21 protein-coding genes are annotated in these 20455 nt (G+C 65.7%); 4 read left to right on the top strand and 17 right to left on the bottom strand.

Annotated elements, in window-relative coordinates; translation table 11 throughout:
• Positions 1-68: 68 nt before the first annotated feature.
• Positions 69-1073, top strand: coding sequence for an ATP-binding protein (locus D4Q52_RS17740; protein ID WP_119857898.1), 1005 nt, complete (start codon positions 69-71; stop codon positions 1071-1073).
• A 161-nt stretch (positions 1074-1234) separates the two neighbouring features.
• A complete protein-coding gene (locus D4Q52_RS17735; RefSeq protein WP_119857917.1) occupies positions 1235-2917 on the top strand; it encodes an outer membrane protein in 1683 nt (560 codons plus the stop codon).
• Positions 2918-3440: 523 nt separating this feature from the next.
• Here D4Q52_RS17735 and D4Q52_RS17730 read toward each other — a convergent pair.
• Both D4Q52_RS17730 and D4Q52_RS17725 read right to left on the bottom strand, forming a co-directional pair.
• Positions 3441-4865 (bottom strand): LysM peptidoglycan-binding domain-containing M23 family metallopeptidase, encoded by a 1425-nt coding sequence (locus D4Q52_RS17730; RefSeq protein WP_119857897.1) that lies wholly within the window; start codon positions 4863-4865, stop codon positions 3441-3443.
• 112 nt (positions 4866-4977) lie between these two features.
• The gene (locus D4Q52_RS17725; RefSeq protein ID WP_119857896.1) at positions 4978-5631 is read right to left on the bottom strand and encodes a protein-L-isoaspartate(D-aspartate) O-methyltransferase; all 654 of its coding nucleotides are present in this window, start codon (positions 5629-5631) and stop codon (positions 4978-4980) included.
• Positions 5632-5841: 210 nt separating this feature from the next.
• Between D4Q52_RS17725 and D4Q52_RS17720 the strand changes: the two genes are divergently transcribed.
• The gene (locus D4Q52_RS17720; RefSeq protein ID WP_119857895.1) at positions 5842-6213 is read left to right on the top strand and encodes a response regulator; all 372 of its coding nucleotides are present in this window, start codon (positions 5842-5844) and stop codon (positions 6211-6213) included.
• Positions 6214-6322: 109 nt separating this feature from the next.
• Here the strand turns inward: D4Q52_RS17720 and surE are convergent, their stop codons facing one another.
• From surE to D4Q52_RS17655, 13 genes are all read right to left on the bottom strand, one after another.
• Entirely contained in the window at positions 6323-7090 is a 768-nt protein-coding gene (gene surE / locus D4Q52_RS17715) for a 5'/3'-nucleotidase SurE (RefSeq protein ID WP_119857894.1), read from the bottom strand.
• A gap of 110 nt (positions 7091-7200) precedes the next feature.
• On the bottom strand, positions 7201-7881 hold the full coding sequence (locus D4Q52_RS17710; RefSeq protein WP_119857893.1) for a CAP domain-containing protein: 681 nt from the start codon (positions 7879-7881) through the stop codon (positions 7201-7203).
• Between the two features lie 5 nt (positions 7882-7886).
• Positions 7887-9191 (bottom strand): serine--tRNA ligase, encoded by a 1305-nt coding sequence (gene serS / locus D4Q52_RS17705; RefSeq protein WP_119857892.1) that lies wholly within the window; start codon positions 9189-9191, stop codon positions 7887-7889.
• Positions 9192-9319: 128 nt separating this feature from the next.
• Positions 9320-9577 (bottom strand): hypothetical protein, encoded by a 258-nt coding sequence (locus D4Q52_RS17700; protein WP_119857891.1) that lies wholly within the window; start codon positions 9575-9577, stop codon positions 9320-9322.
• Positions 9578-9643: 66 nt separating this feature from the next.
• Positions 9644-10450 carry a twin-arginine translocase subunit TatC gene (gene tatC, locus D4Q52_RS17695; RefSeq protein WP_119857890.1) on the bottom strand — a complete coding sequence of 269 codons (807 nt, stop codon included), beginning with the start codon at positions 10448-10450 and terminating at the stop codon, positions 9644-9646.
• Positions 10447-10992, bottom strand: a complete 546-nt coding sequence (gene tatB, locus D4Q52_RS17690) for a Sec-independent protein translocase protein TatB (RefSeq protein WP_119857889.1) — start codon at positions 10990-10992, stop codon at positions 10447-10449. The genes tatC and tatB overlap by 4 nt, the downstream gene beginning before the upstream one ends.
• A 188-nt stretch (positions 10993-11180) precedes the next feature.
• Positions 11181-11420: a twin-arginine translocase TatA/TatE family subunit gene (locus D4Q52_RS17685; protein ID WP_119857888.1), complete on the bottom strand. Its 240-nt coding sequence runs from the start codon at positions 11418-11420 to the stop codon at positions 11181-11183.
• Positions 11421-11570: 150 nt separating this feature from the next.
• Complete coding sequence (gene scpB / locus D4Q52_RS17680; protein WP_119857887.1) at positions 11571-12767, bottom strand: SMC-Scp complex subunit ScpB; 1197 nt, start codon at positions 12765-12767, stop codon at positions 11571-11573.
• A gap of 20 nt (positions 12768-12787) precedes the next feature.
• Positions 12788-13618, bottom strand: a complete 831-nt coding sequence (locus tag D4Q52_RS17675) for a segregation and condensation protein A (RefSeq protein WP_119857886.1) — start codon at positions 13616-13618, stop codon at positions 12788-12790.
• Positions 13615-14640: a beta-N-acetylhexosaminidase gene (gene nagZ / locus D4Q52_RS17670; RefSeq protein WP_119857885.1), complete on the bottom strand. Its 1026-nt coding sequence runs from the start codon at positions 14638-14640 to the stop codon at positions 13615-13617. Before nagZ ends, D4Q52_RS17675 begins: the two co-directional genes overlap by 4 nt.
• A 47-nt stretch (positions 14641-14687) precedes the next feature.
• A complete protein-coding gene (locus D4Q52_RS17665; RefSeq protein ID WP_119857884.1) occupies positions 14688-16247 on the bottom strand; it encodes an SPOR domain-containing protein in 1560 nt (519 codons plus the stop codon).
• A gap of 104 nt (positions 16248-16351) precedes the next feature.
• Entirely contained in the window at positions 16352-18145 is a 1794-nt protein-coding gene (argS, locus tag D4Q52_RS17660; RefSeq protein ID WP_119857883.1) for an arginine--tRNA ligase, read from the bottom strand.
• 48 nt (positions 18146-18193) lie between these two features.
• A complete protein-coding gene (locus tag D4Q52_RS17655) occupies positions 18194-19408 on the bottom strand; it encodes a deoxyguanosinetriphosphate triphosphohydrolase (RefSeq protein WP_119857882.1) in 1215 nt (404 codons plus the stop codon).
• A 107-nt stretch (positions 19409-19515) separates the two neighbouring features.
• On the opposite strand from D4Q52_RS17655, the gene erpA reads away from it, so the two are divergent.
• Positions 19516-19848 carry an iron-sulfur cluster insertion protein ErpA gene (gene erpA, locus D4Q52_RS17650; RefSeq protein WP_119857881.1) on the top strand — a complete coding sequence of 111 codons (333 nt, stop codon included), beginning with the start codon at positions 19516-19518 and terminating at the stop codon, positions 19846-19848.
• Here erpA and D4Q52_RS17645 read toward each other — a convergent pair.
• Both D4Q52_RS17645 and D4Q52_RS17640 read right to left on the bottom strand, forming a co-directional pair.
• Positions 19845-20249, bottom strand: a complete 405-nt coding sequence (locus D4Q52_RS17645) for a DUF5615 family PIN-like protein (RefSeq protein WP_210210146.1) — start codon at positions 20247-20249, stop codon at positions 19845-19847. The two genes, erpA and D4Q52_RS17645, sit on opposite strands and share 4 nt — an antisense overlap.
• Positions 20203-20424, bottom strand: a complete 222-nt coding sequence (locus D4Q52_RS17640) for a DUF433 domain-containing protein (protein ID WP_119857879.1) — start codon at positions 20422-20424, stop codon at positions 20203-20205. The genes D4Q52_RS17645 and D4Q52_RS17640 overlap by 47 nt, the downstream gene beginning before the upstream one ends.
• Positions 20425-20455 lie beyond the last annotated feature (31 nt).

The raw sequence follows: 20455 nt of genomic DNA, 5'->3' as shown, positions 1-20455 counted from the left end.
GTCCGCGTGTCCGCGGCTTGCCGGGGGTGCCGCAGCCCGATATGGCTGCCCGGTCAGGAAGTGCAAGAATGGCCAAAACAACAAAATCCCGCTCCGCCCGCCCGGCCGCGAAATCCGCCGCCCGCAAACCCGCCAAGACCGTCGCTAAGCCAACCGCTGCAAAGCGCCGTAGCCCGGCCGCGGCGCCCCCCGCTGCTGCCCTCGACGGCGCGCTCATGGAGCGCATCGCGCGGGCGCTGGAAGGCATTTCCTCCCAAATGGCGGGGCCTTCCGCGCCGCCCGCCGCTGATGTCCTGGCGTCGGCCGAGGCGTTCATCTGGCATCCCGAGGGCCGGCTCGCGCCGGTTCCTCGGGTCAGCCGGGTCGACCTGTCACTGCTCCAGGGCGTCGACCGGATGCGCGACACGCTGATTGAAAATACCGAACGGTTCGCAACCGGCCTGCCCGCCAACAACGCGCTGCTGTGGGGCGCGCGCGGCATGGGCAAATCGTCGCTGGTGAAGGCCGCTCACGCGTATGTCAACGCGCGCGAGGACGTTGCCGGCCGGCTCAAGCTGATCGAGATCCACCGCGAGGACATCGAGAGCCTGCCGGCCCTGATGACGCTGTTGCGCGCCTCGGACGACCGCTTCATCGTGTTCTGCGACGACCTGTCATTCGACGGCAACGACGCGTCCTACAAATCGCTGAAGGCAGTGCTGGAAGGTGGCATTGAAGGCCGCCCCGACAACGTGATTCTCTACGCCACGTCCAATCGCCGCCATTTGCTACCGCGCGACATGATGGAGAACGAGCGCTCGACCGCGATCAACCCGGGCGAAGCGGTCGAGGAGAAGGTGTCGCTGTCGGATCGCTTCGGCCTGTGGCTCGGCTTCCACAAATGCAGCCAGGACGAGTTCCTCGCGATGGTGCGCGGTTATTGCGGCCATTTCGGCATTGCGATCGACGATGCGCAGCTCGAGCATGAGGCGCTGGAATGGTCGACCACTCGCGGCTCTCGCTCCGGCCGCGTCGCCTGGCAATTCGTGCAGGACCTCGCCGGTCGGCTGAAGGTGCGGCTCGACGCCAAGTAATCGAGCGACTCGGCCTGGTCGTCAGCTGGATGACTTTCGCTTCGTAAACGACCCGCGCTGTCCCAAACTGCACACATGATTCGTGACACTCCCGCTTGAACGGGAGCAGACGATCGAGGCGCGGTGACAAAAGGGGCAGCGGTGTGCGCGAATGGAAGTTGATGGTCGGCCTTTCCGCGGCGCTACTCGCGGGAAGCGGAGCAGCCCACGCCTCGGATATTTCTCGCGGGCACGCTGACAGCGGCCCGTGGAATTGGACCGGGTTCTACCTCGGCGCGCATCTCGGCGCCGGCTTCGGCAGCGCAAACGTCGCCAATCCCTACGGCCCGTCGATTTACGGCGATACAATTCGCGTCCCCAAAGCGCTGGGCGGACTGCAGGCAGGTTACAACTGGCAGCTGCCGGGCTCGCCTTGGGTGCTCGGCCTCGAGGTCGACGCCTCGGCCATCGATGCCGACGGCACCGACACTTGTCTGGCCTATTCGGGCCAATTCGTCTCCGCCAACTGCCGCGCCCGCGAACACGCGATCGGCACGCTGACCGCGCGCTTCGGCCAGGCGTTCGGGCCGCAGGGGCGCTCGCTGGTCTACGTCAAAGGTGGCGGCGCGTTTCTGGTCGGCGACCTGACGATGACCACCAACGCGTCCGACTATCTGGATCAGCCGGCGACGTCTCTGAACGGGACCCGCTGGGGTTGGACCGTCGGTGCCGGCATCGAGCACGCGGTGTCGTCGCGCTGGGCGATCCGCGCCGAATACGACTACGCGAATTTCGGCATGCGCGGGATCGAGAGCCCTCAAGGAGGATTTCTGCAGACTACGGGTGACCCGACCAGCCTGATCAACACGCTCGGCGCTCCGACGCGAGCCCGGCAGGATGCCCATCTGGTCAAACTCGGCGTGAACTACTTCTTCGGCCGCGACAACGAAGCAGCCGAAGCCGGCGGGCTTCTTCCCGTCAAGGAAATCGCGAACCCGTGGTCGGCGTGGCAGATCGATGTCGGCGCGCGCTATTGGTACAGCCATGGCCGCTATCAGAACGACCTGACGCTGAGCACCATCACGGCGCAGCAGAACCATCTCGTCTCGCGCCTCACCTACGACAGCGACGGCCATTCCGGCGAAGTCTTCTGGCGCATCGACAGCCCGCGGAAGATCTTCATCAAAGGCTTCGCCGGCGGCGGCGGGCTGGTCGCTGGCACGATGACGGATGAGGACTGGTTTCCGACCGATCCGACGAATGCGACGGCCTATTCCAACGCCTATCACTCCAAGGTCACCGGCACGATCGGCTACGCCACGCTAGACGCCGGCATTGACCTGGTTGGCGACGCATCCGCCAAGCTCGGCGTATTCGCCGGCTACAACTTCTATCGCGATCGCAAGGATTCCTACAATTGCACCCAGCTCGCGCAGCCTGATCCCGAGGCGTTCTGCGGAGCACCGAACCGTCTGTCGATCAGCCAGTACGAAGATTGGCATTCGCTGCGGATCGGCGCGACCGGCAGCCTGACCGTCGCCCCCGGGGCAAAGCTCTCGATCGACGCCGCCTACCTGCCCTATACCCATATCTCCGCGCTCGATATCCATCACAACAGAACCGACGTCGGCTCCAAGGACTCGCCGGCCTGGGGCGTCGGCCAGGGCGTGCAGCTCGAGGCGATCCTGAGCTACGAGGTGACACCAAGCTTCACGGTCGGCGTCGGCGGCCGCTACTGGGCGATGTGGGCGACCGACGTCGAGACCGCCGGCTTCGGCGCCCCGGTAGCGACCCAGCTGCTGCCGATCCGCGTCGAACGCTACGGCAGCTTCCTGCAAGCGTCATACAAATTCGATGTTCGATAAGCAGGCAAATCACGCCGGCGAAACGCCTCGCTCTCGGCGGTTCTACAATGCACTGCGTCCTCATCCTGAGAGCCTGGCCGAAAATGCGACCTTTAAAATCAGGCACTTTCCTATCCACGCGTCATGCCCGGCCTCGTGCCGGGCATCCACGCCTTGCTGAAGGAAACGCAGGAAAGGCGTGGATGGCCGGGACAAGCCCGGCCATGACGGAGTTTGTGAGCAAATTAGCCGACCACAAAATGTGGCTGATAAGTCGGCTTTAGTTTTGAGTCAGGCTCTGAGGAGCCCGGCGAAGCCGGGCGTCTCGAAGGATGCGGCCACGCAGCACTGGTGGCCCATGGTTCGAGACGGCGCACGCGCCTCCTCACGACGAGGTTGTGTGTGTGGCAGCCGTGCTGATAGCCCGCGATGACGGTGCGTACTTCTGGGGCTTTCGCGATGCGCGATATGTGTGAGCAAAAGAAGATGCCCGGCATTGGCGCCGGGCATCAGCTTGTCAGGGAGCTTTGCTGGGCGGCGTTGCTCAGGCGCCGTTGAGGAACTTGAGCGGGTCGACCGGGCTCGATCCCTTGCGGATCTCGAAGTGCAGCTGCGGCGAGCCGACTTCGCCGGACTGGCCGGACTTGGCGATGGTCTGGCCGCGCTTGATGGTCTCGCCGCGCTTGACCATCAGCTCGCTGGCATGGGCGTAGGCGGTGACGTAGCCGTTGGAGTGGCGCACCAGCACCAAATTGCCGTAGCCCTTCAGCTCGTTGCCCGCATAGGCGACCACGCCGTCCTCGGCGGCCTTCACCGGGGTGCCTTCCGGCACCGCAAGGTTGATGCCGTCGTTCGACTTGCCGTTGGTCTTGGCGCCATAGGCGGTGATGACGCGGCCACGCACTGGCCAGCGGAAGCTCGGCAGCGCACCGGTGGCTTCGGCCGCCTTCACCGGCGAAGCTTCGGCCGGCTCGGCCGCCGCGGGGGTCTCGGTCGGCGCCACCATGCGGGCCTTCTGCACCGGCTCGACCGGCGCAGCGGTCGCCATCCGCACCGGAGGCGCAGCAGCGGGCGCCGGAGCCTGCGCGACCGGAGCCGGCGCGGGGGCCGCGGCGGGCGCAGCCATCGCAGTCGCCTGCCCGCCCGGCACGTTGATCTTCATGCCGGGCTTAAGATGCGCCGTCGTCGACAGATTGTTGGCGCGCGCCAATTCGGACAACGAAACGTTGTTGCGACGCGAGATGTTCATCAGCGTATCGCCGGCATTGACGTAGTGCACGCGCGTCGCGGCCGGAGCGGGAGCCGCGGCAACCGGACGGGCCGCCGGCGGTGCAGCGACCGGCGCCTGCAGCGCCGCGGTGCGCTGCGGGATCACCAGCGACTGACCCGGCTGCAGCCGCCGCGGCCCCTTGTAGCCGTTGGCGTGCAGGATGTCGGCGGTCGAGACGTTGTAGCGGCGCGACAGGCCTTCCAGCGTATCGCTGGTGCCGACGATGATGGTGGTGCCGGCCGCGGGGGCCGGAGCCGGCGCAGGGGCCGGACGGGCAGCCGCGACAGAACGTGGGGCCGTGGCGCCGGTCGACTCCATCGGCGCCCGCGCCGGCGCTTCGTACCGCGGCGGCGGCTCGTAGGACGCGACACCGCGGCCTCCGCCCGACACGCCATTGCCGCCACCCGCAACCGGGTAAGACGGTGGCGCTGCGATCGGCGGCAAGGCCTGCGACTGGTATTGCGGCTGCGCCGGCTGATACTGCGGACGCGAATATTGCGGCAGCTGCTGCGGCTCCGCGTAGCGCTGCGGCTGGGGCCGCTGCTGCACCGACCCGGTGGATTCCACAGGTCCGAACGGCGCCTGCTGGAAACGGGTCTGCATGTCCGCGCTACAGGCGCTGAATCCGACCGACACAAACGCCAGCACCGCAACTTGCGGCGCCCGACGTGAGCAAAGCAACTCGACTACGCGGGACATGGTTACTCACTCATACGCAACTTAAGGTAAATTGAGTAAACACGTACGGAGTAAACAACGCTTTAAGCCTGAGCCGAGACAGGTCTTGACGCGGTAGTTTGATGCAGTTTGGTCACAGTTCGCGCGCGATGCCGCGTAGCGCGGCGACGAAGCGCACATCGACCAGCGGCCGGCGGATCAGCTCGTCGTCCTTGCGCTGCACACGGACCAACGTCTGCCTGCCGTTGGCCGGACCGATCGGCGCGATCAGCACGCCGCCCGGGTCGAGCAGATCGAGCAGTGACTGCGGCAGCTCGGGCACTGCAACGGTCACCAGGATGCGGTCGAACGTCCCCTGCCCATCCGGCAGTGCCAGACCGTCGGCGAGCAGCACCTCGACATTGGCGTAGTTCAGTTCGCGCAGCCGCGTCCGCGCCGCGTTGACGAGCGTACGGAAGCGCTCGACAGTCACCACGCTGCTTGCCAGCCGCGACAGCACCGCTGCGTGGTAGCCGGAGCCGGTGCCGATCTCGAGCACGCGATTTGTCGGCTGGATCTGCAACTGCTCGGTCATGTAGGCGATGACGAACGGCTGGCTCAGCGTCTGCCCGCACGGAATCGGCAGCGCGGTATCGCGCCACGCGTTAGGCCGATGCATCGGATCGACGAAGCGATCGCGCGGCACCGATTCCATCGCCTGCAGCACATTGCGGTCGCTGATGCCGCGACGCCGCAGGCTGAGCTGGAACATCATCTTTTCAGGCGGAGCCGTCCCGGAATTGATCATCACCCTCTCGCGCCTGCCGCGAATCGACGCGTGCCCCGCGACCGACTCCCTGATTCCATCAAATTGTTGGATTGCCGCCGGAATTCTGGCAAGCCTGTGCTTCACTGGATCTCGGCCCGCGAAGGTTGAGATTGCGTCGCAAGGCTATATTTGCGATTTTAAGGCGAATGGCCGGCCGGATTGCGGGGCGGCTTCCAAAGGAAAGACCCGATGACGATCGACAAGCCGGCCGGCTCCGTCTTCTTGGTGGAGGACGAGGCCATGATCAGGATGATGGTCGTCGATATGCTGGAAGAGCTCGGCTTCAATGTCGTGGCCGAAACCGGCGAGATCAACGAGGCCGTCAAACTTGCCGGCACCACCGACTTCGACGTCGCGATCCTCGACGTCAACGTCAACGGCAAGGTGATCTCACCCGTCGCCGACGTGCTCAAGGCGCGCAACCGCCCGTTCATCTTCGCCACCGGCTACGGCACCCAGGGCGTTCCCGAGAACTACCGCGACCGCCCGGCGCTGCAGAAGCCGTTCCAGATCGAATCGCTGAAGCAGGCCCTCGACTCCACGCTGCGCGGCATCGCCTGAGCCGTCGTCGTAGGATGGGTTGAGCGCAGCGAAACCCATCGCCCCAATGCACGACGCTTGATGGGTTTCGCTGCGCTCAACCCATCCTACGTCCCTACGTCCCAAGCCCTCATCCCAGCGTCTGCGCCAGCGTCGCCGAAAACGCCTCATCGGTCCGGTCAAGCCGGAGCGGCGTCACCGACACGTAGCGCGCCGCCAGCGCCGCGAGATCGGTCCCCTCGGCAGGCATGTCGGCGACCAGAATGCGCTCGAAGCCGATCCAGTAATACGGATTGCCGCGGCCGTCGTGGCGCTGGTCGATCTTCAGGAAACCCTGATTGCGCTTGCCCTGCCGGGTGACCCGCACACCCTGGACTTCGTCCGGCAGGCAGGCTGGGAAATTGATGTTGATCACCGTGTTCTTCGGCACGCCGGCCTTGATGGCCTTGCGCAGAATGTTTGGGCCGTGCGCCTTGGCGGTGTCCCACAGCGGCGAATTCCGGGTCTCGATCGAGAACTCCTGCGACAGCGCGAATGACGGAAAACCCAGGATGGTGCCCTCGAGCGCGCCGGCGATGGTGCCGGAATAGACCACGTCCTCGGCGACGTTGCGGCCTCGGTTGACGCCGGACAGCACCAGGTCCGGCGCCTTGTCGGCGAGAATGTGCCGGGCGCCCATGATCACGCAGTCGGTCGGGGTACCGCGCACCGCGAAGTGGCGCGGGCCGACTTCGCGCAGCCGCAGCGGATCGTTCAGCGACAGCGAATGCGACACGCCCGACTGATCGAGCTCCGGCGCCACCACCCAGACGTCGTCGGACAGTGCCCGCGCGATTTCCTCGACAACTTTCAGCCCCGGCGCGTGGATGCCATCGTCATTGGTGCACAGAATCCGCATGTCGCTCGGGCGCCTCTCTGAAGGTCGTTGTTGAGGCCGACGTCATATCCGGCCCGGCGGCGCGAGGCAAATTCGGGGCGCGGAGCGCATTTTCACGCGCGTTCGTCTGCCTAGATGCACAAGCCGAGCAGGTTGATCGTGCAGGTCTTCTTCGGCGCCGGCTTCGGCTTGGCGGCGACTTTTTCACTGGCGGCCTTATCCTTGACCGCCTTGTCCTTCGCTGCGGCCTGTGCGGGCTTGGGCGCCGGCTTCGCAGGCGGCTTGGCCTTCGGCTTCGGCTTGTCGTAGCCGCCGGCGATCACCATCGCCCAATAGGTTTTGCCGCTGGCGCTCTTGGCATTGGCGACGCCGACTTTGCTGGCGCCCTTCAGCAGCAGATTGCGGCGGTGGCCCGGCGAGTTGATCCATTGCCCGAGCGTCTTCGGAAAGCTGTCGTAGCCGTAAGCGATGTTCTCGGCGGCGCTGCCGGCCTTCGACGGCGCGACGCGGACGTTGAAATTGCCGACCACGTCGTGATCGAGCACGTCCTTCGCCGCCATCCCCGCGGCCTGCTGCTGCGCGATCGCATTCAACGTCGCATCCAGCACCACCTTGCCCTCGCCGTTCTTGGCGCGGAATTCGGAGATGAGATCGGCCGGGCCGGCGGCGAAAGCGGGGCCGGTTGAAATTGAAACGAAGAACGTCGCCCCAAGTACCAGCGTCATTGCGAGGAGCGAAGCGACGAAGCAATCCAGCGCCGCACCCGACGCTCTGGATTGCTTCGCTTCGCTCGCAATGACGGGGAGAGTCATGTGCCCTACGCCTTCGCGATCACTTTCAGGCCGCCCATATAGGGCTGCAGCACCTCGGGCACCGCGATCGAGCCGTCTTCCTGCTGATAGTTCTCGATCACCGCGATCAGCGCGCGGCCGACGGCGGTGCCAGAGCCGTTCAGGGTGTGGACGAAGCGCGGCTTGCCGTCCGGCCCGCGCGAGCGCGCATCCATCCGGCGCGCCTGGAAATCGCCGCACACCGAGCACGACGAAATCTCGCGATAGGCGCCGCCCTCGCCCTGCCCCGGCATCCACACTTCGATGTCGTAAGTCTTCTGCGACGCGAACCCCATGTCGCCGGTGCACAGCGTCATCACGCGATAATGCAGGCCGAGCCGGCGCAGCACTTCCTCAGCGCAGCTCAGCATCCGCTCGTGCTCGTCCTTGGACTGCTCCGGCGTAGTGATCGACACCAGCTCGACCTTGCTGAACTGATGCTGCCGGATCATCCCGCGCGTATCACGCCCCGCAGCACCCGCCTCGGCACGGAAGCACGGCGTCAGCGCCGTCAGCCGCATCGGCAGTTCCTTTTCGTCGAGGATGGATTCGCGGACCAGATTGGTGAGCGAGACCTCGGCGGTGGGGATGAGCCAATAGCCTTCACCACCACTGCCAACTGCACCGGCCGCGAACTGATCCTCGCGGAATTTTGGTAGTTGAGCAGTGCCGAACATGGCGTCGTCTTTCACCAGCAGCGGCGGGTTCACCTCTGTGTAGCCGTGCTCACCGGTGTGGACGTCGAGGAAGAACTGGCCGATCGCGCGTTCCAGCCGCGCCAGGCCTTTCTTCAGCACGGTGAAGCGCGCGCCGCTGATCTTGGCGGCGGCTTCGAAGTCCATCATGCCGAGCGCTTCGCCGAGGTCGTAATGCGGCTTCGGCACGAACGTGTAGGTCGGCTTTTCGCCGAAGCGGTGATGCTCGACATTGCCGTGCTCGTCGGCGCCTTCCGGCACCTCGGCGAGCGGCAAGTTCGGAATTTCCGACAGCGCTTTTTTCAGCGCTTCGTCGGCCTCCTTCACGGCGGCGTCGAGCGCCGGCATCGTCGTCTTGAGTTCCGCGACCTCGGCCATCAGCGCCTCGGCGCGAGCGTTGTCCTTGGCCTTCTTGGCTTCGCCGATCTCCTTCGACGCCGCGTTGCGCCGCGCCTGCGCCTGCTCGGCCGCCAGCACCGCCTTGCGCCGCGCCTCGTCGAGCGCCAGCAGCGTTTCGGCGATCGGCGGCAGCCCGCGCCGGGTGAACGCCGCGTCGAACGCCTGCGGATTGTCGCGGATCGCTTTGATGTCGTGCATGGAAATGGCCCCGTCATGGCCGGGCTGGTCCCGGCCATCCACGTCTTTGCGGTAGTGGGTCTGTAAAAGACGCGAAGGGCCGGCACAAGGCCGCGCTATAAGAGAACTTCTGACGTGATGTAGGAAACTTATTGTGCGCGCAGCAAGGCCGCTGCGATGCCCACGGCCGCTGCCAACACGCCGAAGCCAGCTGCAACGATGCCGCCAAGCCGAACGGTCAGCCGCAAGGTCTGCGTCTCCATCGCCGCGTTGAGATCCGTCTTGGTCACCAGTTCGGCCATGATGAATTCGCGCGCTGCTTCGGCGTGCGCCTCCGCTTGTTCATTCGGAATGCCCGCGCTTCGCAGGCGCTTTGCGTAACCAAGAGTATCGAATGCGAAAGCCATCGACCATCCTCACGTGAATGAGGATAGGAGCTTCTCTGGCCGACGCAACCGCGGGCGATTACCGCCCTACTCCGCCGGCTTCGACGCCTCCGCGTCGGCGGCGACGGCGGCACTCGCCGCCTGCTTCTTCTCGACCATGCGCACCGCGATGATCGAGCCTTCGTACAGCACCATCAGCGGGATCGCGAGCGAGGCCTGGCTGATGACGTCGGGCGGGGTCAGCACCGCGGCGATGACGAAGGCGCCGACGATGAAATAGCGGCGCTTCTCTTTGAGCTGCTTGGAGGTCAACACGCCGATACGGCCGAGCAGCGTCAGGATGACCGGCAGCTGGAACGCCAGGCCGAACGCGAAGATCAGCGACATCATCAGAGACAGATATTCGCCGACCTTGGGCAAGAGCTGGATCTGCGCGGTCTCGTCGCCGCCGACCTGCTGCATGCCGAGCGAGAACCGCACCAGCATCGGCAGCACGATGAAGTACACCACCAGCGAGCCGAGCACGAAGAACACCGGGGTCGCCACCAGATATGGCAGGAAGGCGTTCTTCTCGTGCTTGTACAGGCCCGGCGCGACGAACTTGTAGATCTGCGTCGCCACGATCGGGAACGAGATGAAGCCGGCACCGAACATCGCCAGCTTGAGCTGGGTGAGGAAGTATTCGAGCAGCGCGGTATAGATGAACTTCGAGTTTTCGACGCCTGCGACCCACACGAACGGCCACACCAGCACGTTGTAGATCTGCTTGGCGAAGAAGAAGCAGAAGATGAACGCGATGCCGAAGCCGAGCAGCGCCTTGATCAGCCGCGAGCGCAGCTCGATCAGGTGATCCATCAACGGCGCCTTGGAGGCTTCGATGTCCTCGGCGCTCATGATGCCTTGGCGTCCTTGGCGGGCTCGGCCGCAGCCGGCGCGGAATGGGAAAGATCAGGCGGCGCGAAGTCGGGTGTCGCCAACGCGTGAGTCTCGGCCGGCACCGGCAGATGCTCACTGCCCGCCTGCGCCTCGCTGACGATCGCCAGCGGCTCGCCGGTAACAGCTTCGTGCGTGGTCGCTTCGATGAACGTCTCAGGCGTCGGCTGCGCCGGCGTGGTCGGTTCGACCGGCGGCGTATTGATGGTGTCCGTGTTGATCGCGGCGGCTTCGGTCAGTTCACTGCCGAGCTTGGTGAGCATGTTGCTGGTGGTGAGGCCGGCCGTCGCCTCCTTGACCTCGTCGAACGACTTCTTGAGGTCGGCCATCTCGGCCTCGCGCATCGCTTCCTGGAACTGGCCCTGAAATTCGCCGGCGAGCTTGCGTGCCTTGCCCAGCCATTGCCCGACCGTGCGGAGCACGCCGGGCAATTCCTTGGGGCCGATCGCGATCAGCGCGACCACCCCGATCACCATCAGTTCACTCCACCCGATGTCGAACATGAGACGTGCCGAACATGCCAAACTGCCCGCGGGCCGATATCGGCGTCCGCTTCGGCGATCACTCGCCCTGCGACACTCCTGCCCGAGGCGACGTCTCACCACAAGAGATTTGCTGCAGCGCATGAGCGCTACCGCAAGTTTGCCTCAACGGCCGGCGATCAGCTGCAAGCTCCGGCGTGAGCTGCCGCTCACACCGCCTTGCTGCCGACGTCGCTGCGGTTCGGCGCTGCGCCGGGCGCCGCGGTGTGGTCGATCGACTTCACGGGCTCGGACTTTTCGGCAGTCTTCTCATCGTCCTGCAGGCCCTTCTTAAAGGACTTGATGCCCTGCGCGACGTCGCCCATCAGGTCGGAAATCTTGCCGCGACCGAACAGCAGCAGCACGACCGCGATGACGACGATCCAGTGCCAGATACTGAGTGAACCCATCCTGCAATCTCCCGAAACTCGACCGGCGCGCCAGCCTGTGCCCTATCTTGGAAACTAGGCGCAAGGCCAATCAAAAACAAGGATTTAAGCCGACTAAACGGCGACGTGATTGACGCGGTGTCGATGTTCCGCCGCGACGCTGCGGCGCTGTCAGGTGGGCTCGCGACCCTGGTCGTCGTCCCCATCCTGGGGGTCGTCATCCTCGGCATCATCAGGAGTGGCATCAAGATCTGAGGCTTCGAGCTCAGACGCTTCGGTCACGTCATCACTCGCTTCCGCGATCTCACTCTCGCCCTGCTCGTCTTCGAAGGTTTCGAGCCCTGCTTCTTCGAGAGCAATCTCGGCCGTCTCGTCTTCACTCGGCTCGGCAGCAGGTTCAGCATCGGAGGCTGTGTCGTTGTCGTCAGCCTCGTCCAGATCAACATCCGCGGACGCGCTTTCCTCACCCGCAGCTTCGTCGGCGATGACATCGCCAGCCTCGGCAAAGCCGACCTCGGCTTCGACTGTCTCGTCCTCGGACGCCTCGGCGAAGCCGACCTCCGCCTCGCTGCCGTCCTCGGCGACGCCGGGCTGCGCTTCTGATTTCGTCTCATCGCCATCGGCAACGGGCGCGGCCTCGTCGGTCTCCGGATCGGCGACCGGCGCCAGCGCCAGATCGAGTTCGCCGTCCTCGAGCGGGTCTTCGTCTTCGCGCAGGGTCGGGTCGTCCGACGGCGACGGCACGCTGAAGCCGGTCGGCAGGCGGGTGTCGAGCAGGCCCGAGCCCTTGAGCTCTTCCAGGCCCGGCAGATCGCTCAGCGCCTCGAGGCTGAACTGTGCCAGGAAGGCGTCCGTGGTACCGAACGTCAGCGGACGGCCCGGCGTCTTGCGGCGGCCGCGTGGACGGATCCAGCCGGTCTCGAGCAGCACGTCGAGCGTGCCCTTCGAGGTCACCACGCCGCGGATCTCTTCAATTTCCGCACGGGTGATCGGCTGGTGATAGGCGATAATCGCCAGCATCTCGATCGCGGCGCGCGACAGTTTGCGGGTCTCGGTGGTTTCGCGCGTCATCAGCCAGGCGAGATCGCCGGCGGTGCGGAAGGTCCACTTGCTGGCGATGCGCACCAGATTGACGCCGCGATGCGCGTAGTCCGCCTGCAGCTGCGCCAGTGCGGCCTTGATGTCGACGCCCTCGGGCATGCGCTTGGCCAGCGCCGCCTGCTCCAGCGGCTCGGGCGAGGCGAACAGCAGGGCTTCGAGGAGACGCAGTTCCTCGGGCCGGCTCTGCGGCTGCTGCTGGGTGACGACTTCGTCGCGTTCGAGATGGGGTTCGAACTCCACGATGCGCTTCTCCGCCAGACTTGCCATGGCTCGCTCTCCTTCTACCACTACCCTGCCGGAGCGTCCGGCATGGTTGCCGCTTCCATCGCTGGAGATGGCGGACGCTTACGAAAATACAAAGGCGCCAGCGGCGCGGCCTGATGCAGTTCGACCTGGCCCTCGCGCACCAGCTCGAGTGCCGCTGCGAAGCTCGACGCGAGCGCGGTGGCCTTCTGGGCCGGATCTGGCAAGTAGCTGAGCAGATACTCGTCGAGCCGGCTCCAATCCTCGGCGAGGCCGACCAGTCGCTCCAGCGAGGCGCGCGCTTCGCTCAGCGACCACACGGTGCGGCGGGCGAGGTGCACGGTGGTGAGCACGCGCGACTGGCGCTGCGTGGCGTAGGCGCTGAGCAGATCGTACAACGTCGCGGTGAACTTCGGATGGCGGATCTCGTCGATCGATTCGGCCATGCCGCGCGGAAACACGTCGCGTTGTAACTGCGGCCGGGTCATCAGTGCGTTGGCGGCCTCGCGGATGGCTTCGAGCCGGCGCAGCCGGTTGGCCAGCGCCGTCGCCATGTCTTCGGCGCTCGGGCCTTCCTGCGCCGGCGGCTCCGGCAGCAGCAGCCGCGACTTCAGGTAGGCGAGCCACGCTGCCATCACCAGATAATCGGCGGCGAGTTCGAGGCGGACCTTCCGCGCTTCCTCGATGAACAGCAGGTACTGATCGGCGAGTGCCAGAATGGAGATCTTGTGCAGATCGACCTTCTGCTGCCGCGCCAGCGTCAGCAGCAGATCGAGCGGACCTTCATAGCCCTCGACGTCGATGACGAGCGCCTCGTCCTGATCGATCGGCTCGGCCGGTCGACCAGTCTCGAACTTCAGAATCTCAGCGGTCATACGCTCATCCCTGCGCGGCCGATCAGTGTCGCGAGTTCGGCGCGCGCGGCAGTACGGTCGAACGGCTGCGCCGGCTTGCGCGACGCCAGTGCGGCCTCGGCGCGCATCAGCGCCTGCCCGGACAGCTCCGGCACTTCGGCAGCCACCTGCCGCATCTCGTCGAGCGTGCCGTTGCAATGCAGGACGACGTCGCAGCCGGCCGCAATGCTCGCGCGCGTGCGCTCCGCGATCGTGCCGTCCAACGCGTTCATCGAGACGTCATCGCTCATCAGTAGCCCTTGGAACCCGATCTGTCCGCGAATCACCTGATCGATGATTGTCGCAGAAGTGGTCGCGGGTTTGGCGGGATCGAGCGCGCTAAACACAACATGTGCAGTCATCGCCATCGGCAGGTCGGCGAGCGGCTTGAACGCGGCGAAATCGGTGCGTTCGAGCTCCTCCCGCGGCGTGTCGACGGTCGGGAGCCGAAAATGACTGTCCGCATTCGCCCGTCCGTGCCCGGGGATATGCTTGAGCACCGGCAGCACCGCGCCCTGCTCCAGCCCTTCGGTGACCGCACGGGCGATCGCCGCCACCTTGGCCGGCTCAGTGCCATAAGCGCGATCGCCGATCACCGCGTCGGCACCGGCGATCGGCACGTCAGCGAGCGGCAGGCAGTCGACAGTGATGCCGAGGTCGGCCAGATCGGCCGCGATCAGCCGAGCACTCAGCCGCGCGGCGGTCAGGCCGAGCTGCGAATCGATGTCGTAAAGTGCAGAGAACACGGCGCCGCGCGGATACACCGGCCAGTGCGGCGGCCCCAGCCGCTGCACCCGGCCGCCCTCCTGATCGATCAGGACCGGAGCGTCCGGCGCATCGATGATCCGGCGCAACTCACCTACGACTCCAGCCACTTGGGCCGGGTTGTCGACGTTGCGCTTGAACAGGATGAATCCCCACGGACGGGATTGGCGCAAAAACTCGCGCTCTTCGTCCGTGATGCCCAGTCCGGAGATACCGGTGATGAAAGCGCGCGAGGTCATAAGGGCCGCTTAGCCCGCGCGCGCCTCCAGGGTCAAGGAAACGGCCGTTAATTCCTCTGGACGACGCACTGTCCGCCAGCAGATTTTAGGCTGCCGCAGAGCTGCTGGGCCTGGTCGGGGGTTCCGAACGGACCGACCATGGCGCGGTAGTAGACGCCCTTGCTGCCGAGATCGGCGCGCTTGATCAGCGGCTGGCGGGAACCGAGGACCGACGGGAACTTGCTCTGCAGCGCCCGGTAGGACGCCTTGGCGTCGGCCTCGCTTCGCTGCGAGGAAATCTGCACGACGTAGCCGCCGCTGGTCGCCGGAGCTTCCGCGGGCGGCAGCGCTGCGACGCGCTGGTTCTGCGCCGGTGCGGCGGTGGGATTCAGCGACAACGGCGCGTTGCCGGCCGACGCGTTGGCGTCCTCAGCCGAGCGAGTGGCAGGGCGCTGCTGCGGCGCTGCCGGCGGTTGCGCGCGCGCGGCCTGCTTGGCCGAGCCGGTTGCGACAGGCGCCGCCGCCGTGTCGGCCTGATCGGGCCGGATGCTGTAGGTCTTGATCCGCCGCGGCTCCTCGCTGGCGGAGTTGGTCGGCGGCTGCAGATTCGGCCGGGCATTCGGCGACACCGAGCCGACCGCCGGTGGGTTCGGATTCTGGTTGAGCGGCGGCATCACCACACGGGCGCCCTGCCCGGCGCGCGAGGGATCGGCTGGCTGCTCTTCGCGCGACACCAGCGCTTCGACGCCGTTACCGGCGGCGAGACGATCCTGAATCGGCTTGCCGGCCGCATCGCCTGCCGCGGGCGCCGCCATCACCTTGGTCGGGGTCGGATCGGCTTTGATCACCGGCGGTTCGCCGCTGCGGGTGGTACCTGAGAACGTGCGATACGCAAACGCGCCGCCGGTGCCGACCACAGCCAGCGCAAGCACTGCAGCCACGGTCACCATGTTGTTGCGGCGCGGTTTAGCTGCACGAGGCTCCGGCTCGTCGGCGTAGCCGTCGTCGTAGCCATACGGTGCTTCGGGATAGCTGGCGTCGGGTCGTACCTGGGACGGGTCGAGCTGGCCGTACAGCGCATCGTCATAGCGGGCCGGGACGAATTGCGGCTGCTCGAGCGGCAGCGACGGCTGCACGGCGGCGTATGGATCGGGGGCCTGCCGCGGATCGAATTGCGACTGGTCGTAGCGCTGCTGATCCAACTGCGACGGCGGCAGACGGTCGTCGTAGGGCGGCTGGGGCTCGTCGAAAGCCGGCTGCTCATAGCCACGAGCCTCCGTACGCCGCGGTGCCGCGGCGGTGACGAAGGACGGCGGCTTGCTGAAGTCCGGGCGCGGCGCCACGGGAGCGGGCTCCGCCTCGACCGCGCGGCGATGCTGCAGCCAGGACGGCATCGGCTGCGGCGGCGCATCCTCATCGAGCGGCGGCAGCGGCGTGCTGGGGCGGAAGTCGGTGGCGCGCGACGCAGGCCGGCCGTGAGCCGGCGCCTGACCGCCGAACGGATCGTTCTGACCGATCAGGCGTGCAAGTTCGGCAAGCGGATCGCTGTCAGTCTTGTGCTGGGCATAGGCTGCGCGGGTCTCGTCGTCATCCGCCGGGAAGGGTCGGTCGTGGTATCGATCGGTCATGTGATATCGCGTCCCATTCGGGAAAGCCGCCAAAAACCCGCTCACGCAGACGATAAGCCGCTCTCAATAGCCGCGACAGATCCCCCAATCTGACCGGCCGTCCCCTATCGCATCTCGTCCGGCGCTGTGACACCGAGCATGGCAAGCCCCGCTGCCAGTACCGAGACGACGCCCTGAACCATTGCCAGTCGCGCCCTGCTAATCTCTGCATCATTATTGATAATGAAGCGTAAATGAGGCGCATCACGGCCGTGGGTCCAGTGCGCGTGGAATTCGCTGGCGAGTTCGTAGAGGTAGAACGCGATGCGGTGCGGCTCGTGCGCCAGCGCCGCCGCTTCCACCGTCCGCGGAAACAACGCCAGCCGGCGCAGCAGGTCGAGCTCGGCCGGATCGGTCAGCCGCTCGATGGCGGCATCCTTCAGGAGAGCGATCCGGGCATCGGTCGCCTCCGGCAGATCCGGAAACAGTTCGCGGGCGTTGCGGAAGATCGAGTGGCCGCGGGCGTGGCCGTACTGGACGTAGAACACCGGGTTGTCCTTGGACTGCTCGATCACCTTGGCGAGGTCGAAATCGAGCACCGCGTCGTTCTTGCGGAACAGCATCATGAACCGAACGGCGTCCGAGCCAACTTCATCCACCACTTCACGGAGTGTCACGAAGTCTCCGGATCGCTTGGACATTTTGACCGGTTCGCCATTGCGCAGCAGGCGCACCAGCTGAACGATCTTGACGTCGAGCACCCCCTTCCCGGCGGTCACCGCCTGAACGGCCGCCTGCATCCGCTTGATATAGCCGCCGTGGTCGGCGCCCAAGACGTCGACCAGGCTCGGGCAGCCGGCATCGAACTTCACCTTGTGATAGGCGATGTCGGAGGCGAAGTAGGTGTAGGAGCCGTCCGACTTGAGCAGCGGCCGGTCGACGTCGTCGCCATAGGCTGTGGCGCGGAACAGCGTCTGCTCACGGTCCTCATAGTCCTCGACAGGAGCACCCTTCGGCGGCGGCAGCCGGCCCTGGTACACGTCGCCCTTGGCGCGAAGAAAATCGATGGTATCGGCGACGCGATTGCGCTCGCCTTCGATCAGCGAGCGTTCGGAGAAGAATACCTCATGGGTGATCGCAAGCGCCGCGAGGTCGCCCTTGATCATCTCCATCATCATCGCGATCGCCCTGGCGCGGACGATGGGAAGCCATTGCGATTCGGGCATGTCTTTCAACGCCGGGCCGTGCTCCGCCTTCAGCGCCTGGCCGACGGGGACGAGGTAATCGCCCGGATACAGCCCCTCCGGAATGTCGCCGATGGTCTCGCCCAGCGCCTCGCGGTAGCGTAGGTACGCCGAGCGCGCCAGCACATCGACCTGTGCGCCGGCATCGTTGATGTAGTACTCGCGGGTGACGATGTAGCCGGCGGCTTCGAGCAGATTCGCCAGCGCATCACCGAACACGGCGCCGCGGCAATGGCCGACATGCATCGGCCCGGTCGGGTTGGCCGAGACGTATTCGATGTTGACCCGCTCGTCGCCCCCGATTGCCGAGCGGCCGTACGCCTCGCCGGCGGCCAGCACGTCCCGCAGCGCCTGTGCCCACACCGCCGGATTAAGCCTCAGATTGATGAAGCCGGGCCCGGCGATCACCACGTCGGCGATCTCGTCCGCCGCCCGCAACTTCTCGGCGATCTTGTCGGCGAGGTCGCGCGGCTTGGTCCTGGCTTCCTTGGCCAGCACCATCGCTGCATTGGTCGCCATGTCGCCGTGCGAGGCGTCCTTGGGCGGCTCGACCACGATCCGCGCCAGATCGATGCCGGCCGGCAGCGCGCCCTCGCCGATCAGCGCGGCGCACGCCCCGTGGACGCGCGACAGGACGTGAGCGAACAGGTGCGTGGACGTGGTGTGATGGGACATGGCTGCAATGGAATTGGAAAGGCGGCCATTCGGCCGGTCCGGCGCCGCCTAACGCAATTCCGGGGTCGAGTCAAAGAGCCTCTTGTGCTCGTTGAAAGCGTAGAAGTCGGTCATGCCGGCAATGAAGTTGCGGATGCGGCGGAAGCGGTCGGCCTCGCATTCCGCGACCGGGCCGTCGGCCGGCAACCAGTCGGGCGGCAGGTCGGCGGGATGGTCGCAATAGCGCTGAAACAGATCGACGACGATCGCCTCGGCATGACGCATCACCGCCATCACCCGTTCGGCGCGATACATGTGGGTCCACAGGAAGGCTTTGATCTCCGACTCTGCTGCTGCGATGTCCGCCGGAAACGCCACCATCGCGGTCGCCGCATGGCGAACGTCCTCGGCGGATCGCGGCGCGGCCTCCGCCAGTCGCCGAGCCGTCTCTTCCGTGACCGCCCGGATCAGTCGCGAAATCAGTTCGCGCACCAGCTCGGCGCCCCGCCGGCCCTCGGCTAGATTTGGATACCGCCGATCGATCTCGCCAATGATCTCGGCCGCAAGCGGAACCGCGCGCAGATCGTCGACCCGGAACAGTCCTGCCCGCAAACCGTCGTCGATGTCGTGGCCGTCATAGGCGATATCGTCGGCGATCGCCGCCACCTGGGCCTCGAGCGAGGCGAAGCTCCATAATTCGAGGTCGAGCCGCTGATTGAACTCGGCGATTCCTAAAGGCACGCCGTGCTCGGCATAGCGCGGTAACGGCTTGCCGGCGCGGTCGGTCAGTGGACCATTGTGCTTGACCACCCCCTCCAGGGTCTCCCAGGTTAGGTTCAGCCCGTCGAATTCCGGATAGCGATGCTCCAGCGCCGTCAGCACCCGCAGCGTTTGGGCGTTGTGGTCGAAGCCCCCATGGCCCCGTAGGCAAGCGTCCAACGCCCGCTCGCCGGCGTGGCCAAAAGGCGGATGGCCGAGGTCGTGGGCCAGCGCCAGCGTTTCGGTGAGGTCCTCATCGAGGCCCAGCTGGCGGGCGATCGCGCGGGCGATCTGGGCGACTTCTAGACTGTGCGTCAGCCGGGTGCGATAGTGATCGCCCTCGTGAAAGACAAAGACCTGCGTCTTGTGCTTCAACCGGCGAAACGCGTTGGAGTGGATCACGCGGTCGCAATCGCGCCGGAACGCGCTGCGATTGCTGCTCGGCGGCTCGGCGAATTGCCGGCCGCGGCTGCGGTCCGGATCGCAGCCATAGGCTGCGCGAAGAGCTGCCATCCCGACCGACACGTTGAACGTTCCTAGACTCGTTTGATTCTGCGTTGCGGTGCACTTAACTATGGCTTGCATGGAATTCCAATGACGGCACAATCCCAGTTCGGGATACGGAGCGACAGATGACCGACAGCAGCGTCACCATCAGCGAGCGCGCGGCGCGCCGGATCGGCGAAATCCTCAAGGGCGAAGGCGACGGCGCGATGCTGCGCATCAGCGTCGAAGGTGGGGGCTGTTCCGGCTTCCAGTACAAATTCGACGTCGAGCGCGCCAAGACCGACGACGACCTCGTCATCGCCCGCGACAGCGCGGTGGTGCTGGTCGATTCAGCCTCGGTACCGTTCCTAGCCGGCTCCGAAGTCGACTTCGTCGACGATCTGATCGGCGCCTCGTTCCGGGTCAACAACCCGAACGCCACAGCGTCGTGCGGCTGCGGGACGAGTTTTTCGATTTAGTCCAAGATAGGTAAGGGCTTGATTCGAACACGGTGAGAATCGACCACCGCAAAATGGCCGCTCCAATCGCTGCGGCTCGAAACGATACGCGCCAGGCGCGCGCCATCCGAAGGCGTGATCGGCAGTCTGAACAGAACGACGCCGGAGGGTGATCCAAGCTTGGATGCCCGCGCCAACTCGCCGAAATCCTTGTCGAAGGTTAGAACGACTCGGCCTTCGCGCCGTGCAAGCTCAAGGACAGTCGGGTCGCTGGCACCAGCGGCAAGCGTTCCGATCCGGACAACATCATGGCCCTCGTCGAGCAACGATTGCACGAGGGAGCGCGGGATATTCTCGTCGGCAAGGAAGCGCACGTCATGCCGCAGGGAAAACCCGCTCGGACTGCAGAACGTCTCGCGCATAGGCCAAACAGGCCGCGATGTCATCCGGCGTCAGCGTCGGGTAGTTTGCAATGATATCTGCTTGGGTCCAGCCGTCGGCCATCAACCCGATGACGAACTCCACAGAAATGCGCGTACCGCGGATCACCGGCTTACCGGCTTGCACAGACGGGTCGAGAACGATGCGATCCTGCATTGACCTACTCCCTCCATCCTAACTTTAGCTG

The sequence above is a fragment of the Rhodopseudomonas palustris genome, from assembly GCF_003591005.1.
Taxonomy (GTDB): Bacteria; Pseudomonadota; Alphaproteobacteria; order Rhizobiales; family Xanthobacteraceae; genus Rhodopseudomonas; species Rhodopseudomonas palustris_K.
The sequence above is the reverse complement of the archived record's forward strand: the minus strand, read 5'-3'. Positions and strand labels throughout refer to the sequence as shown.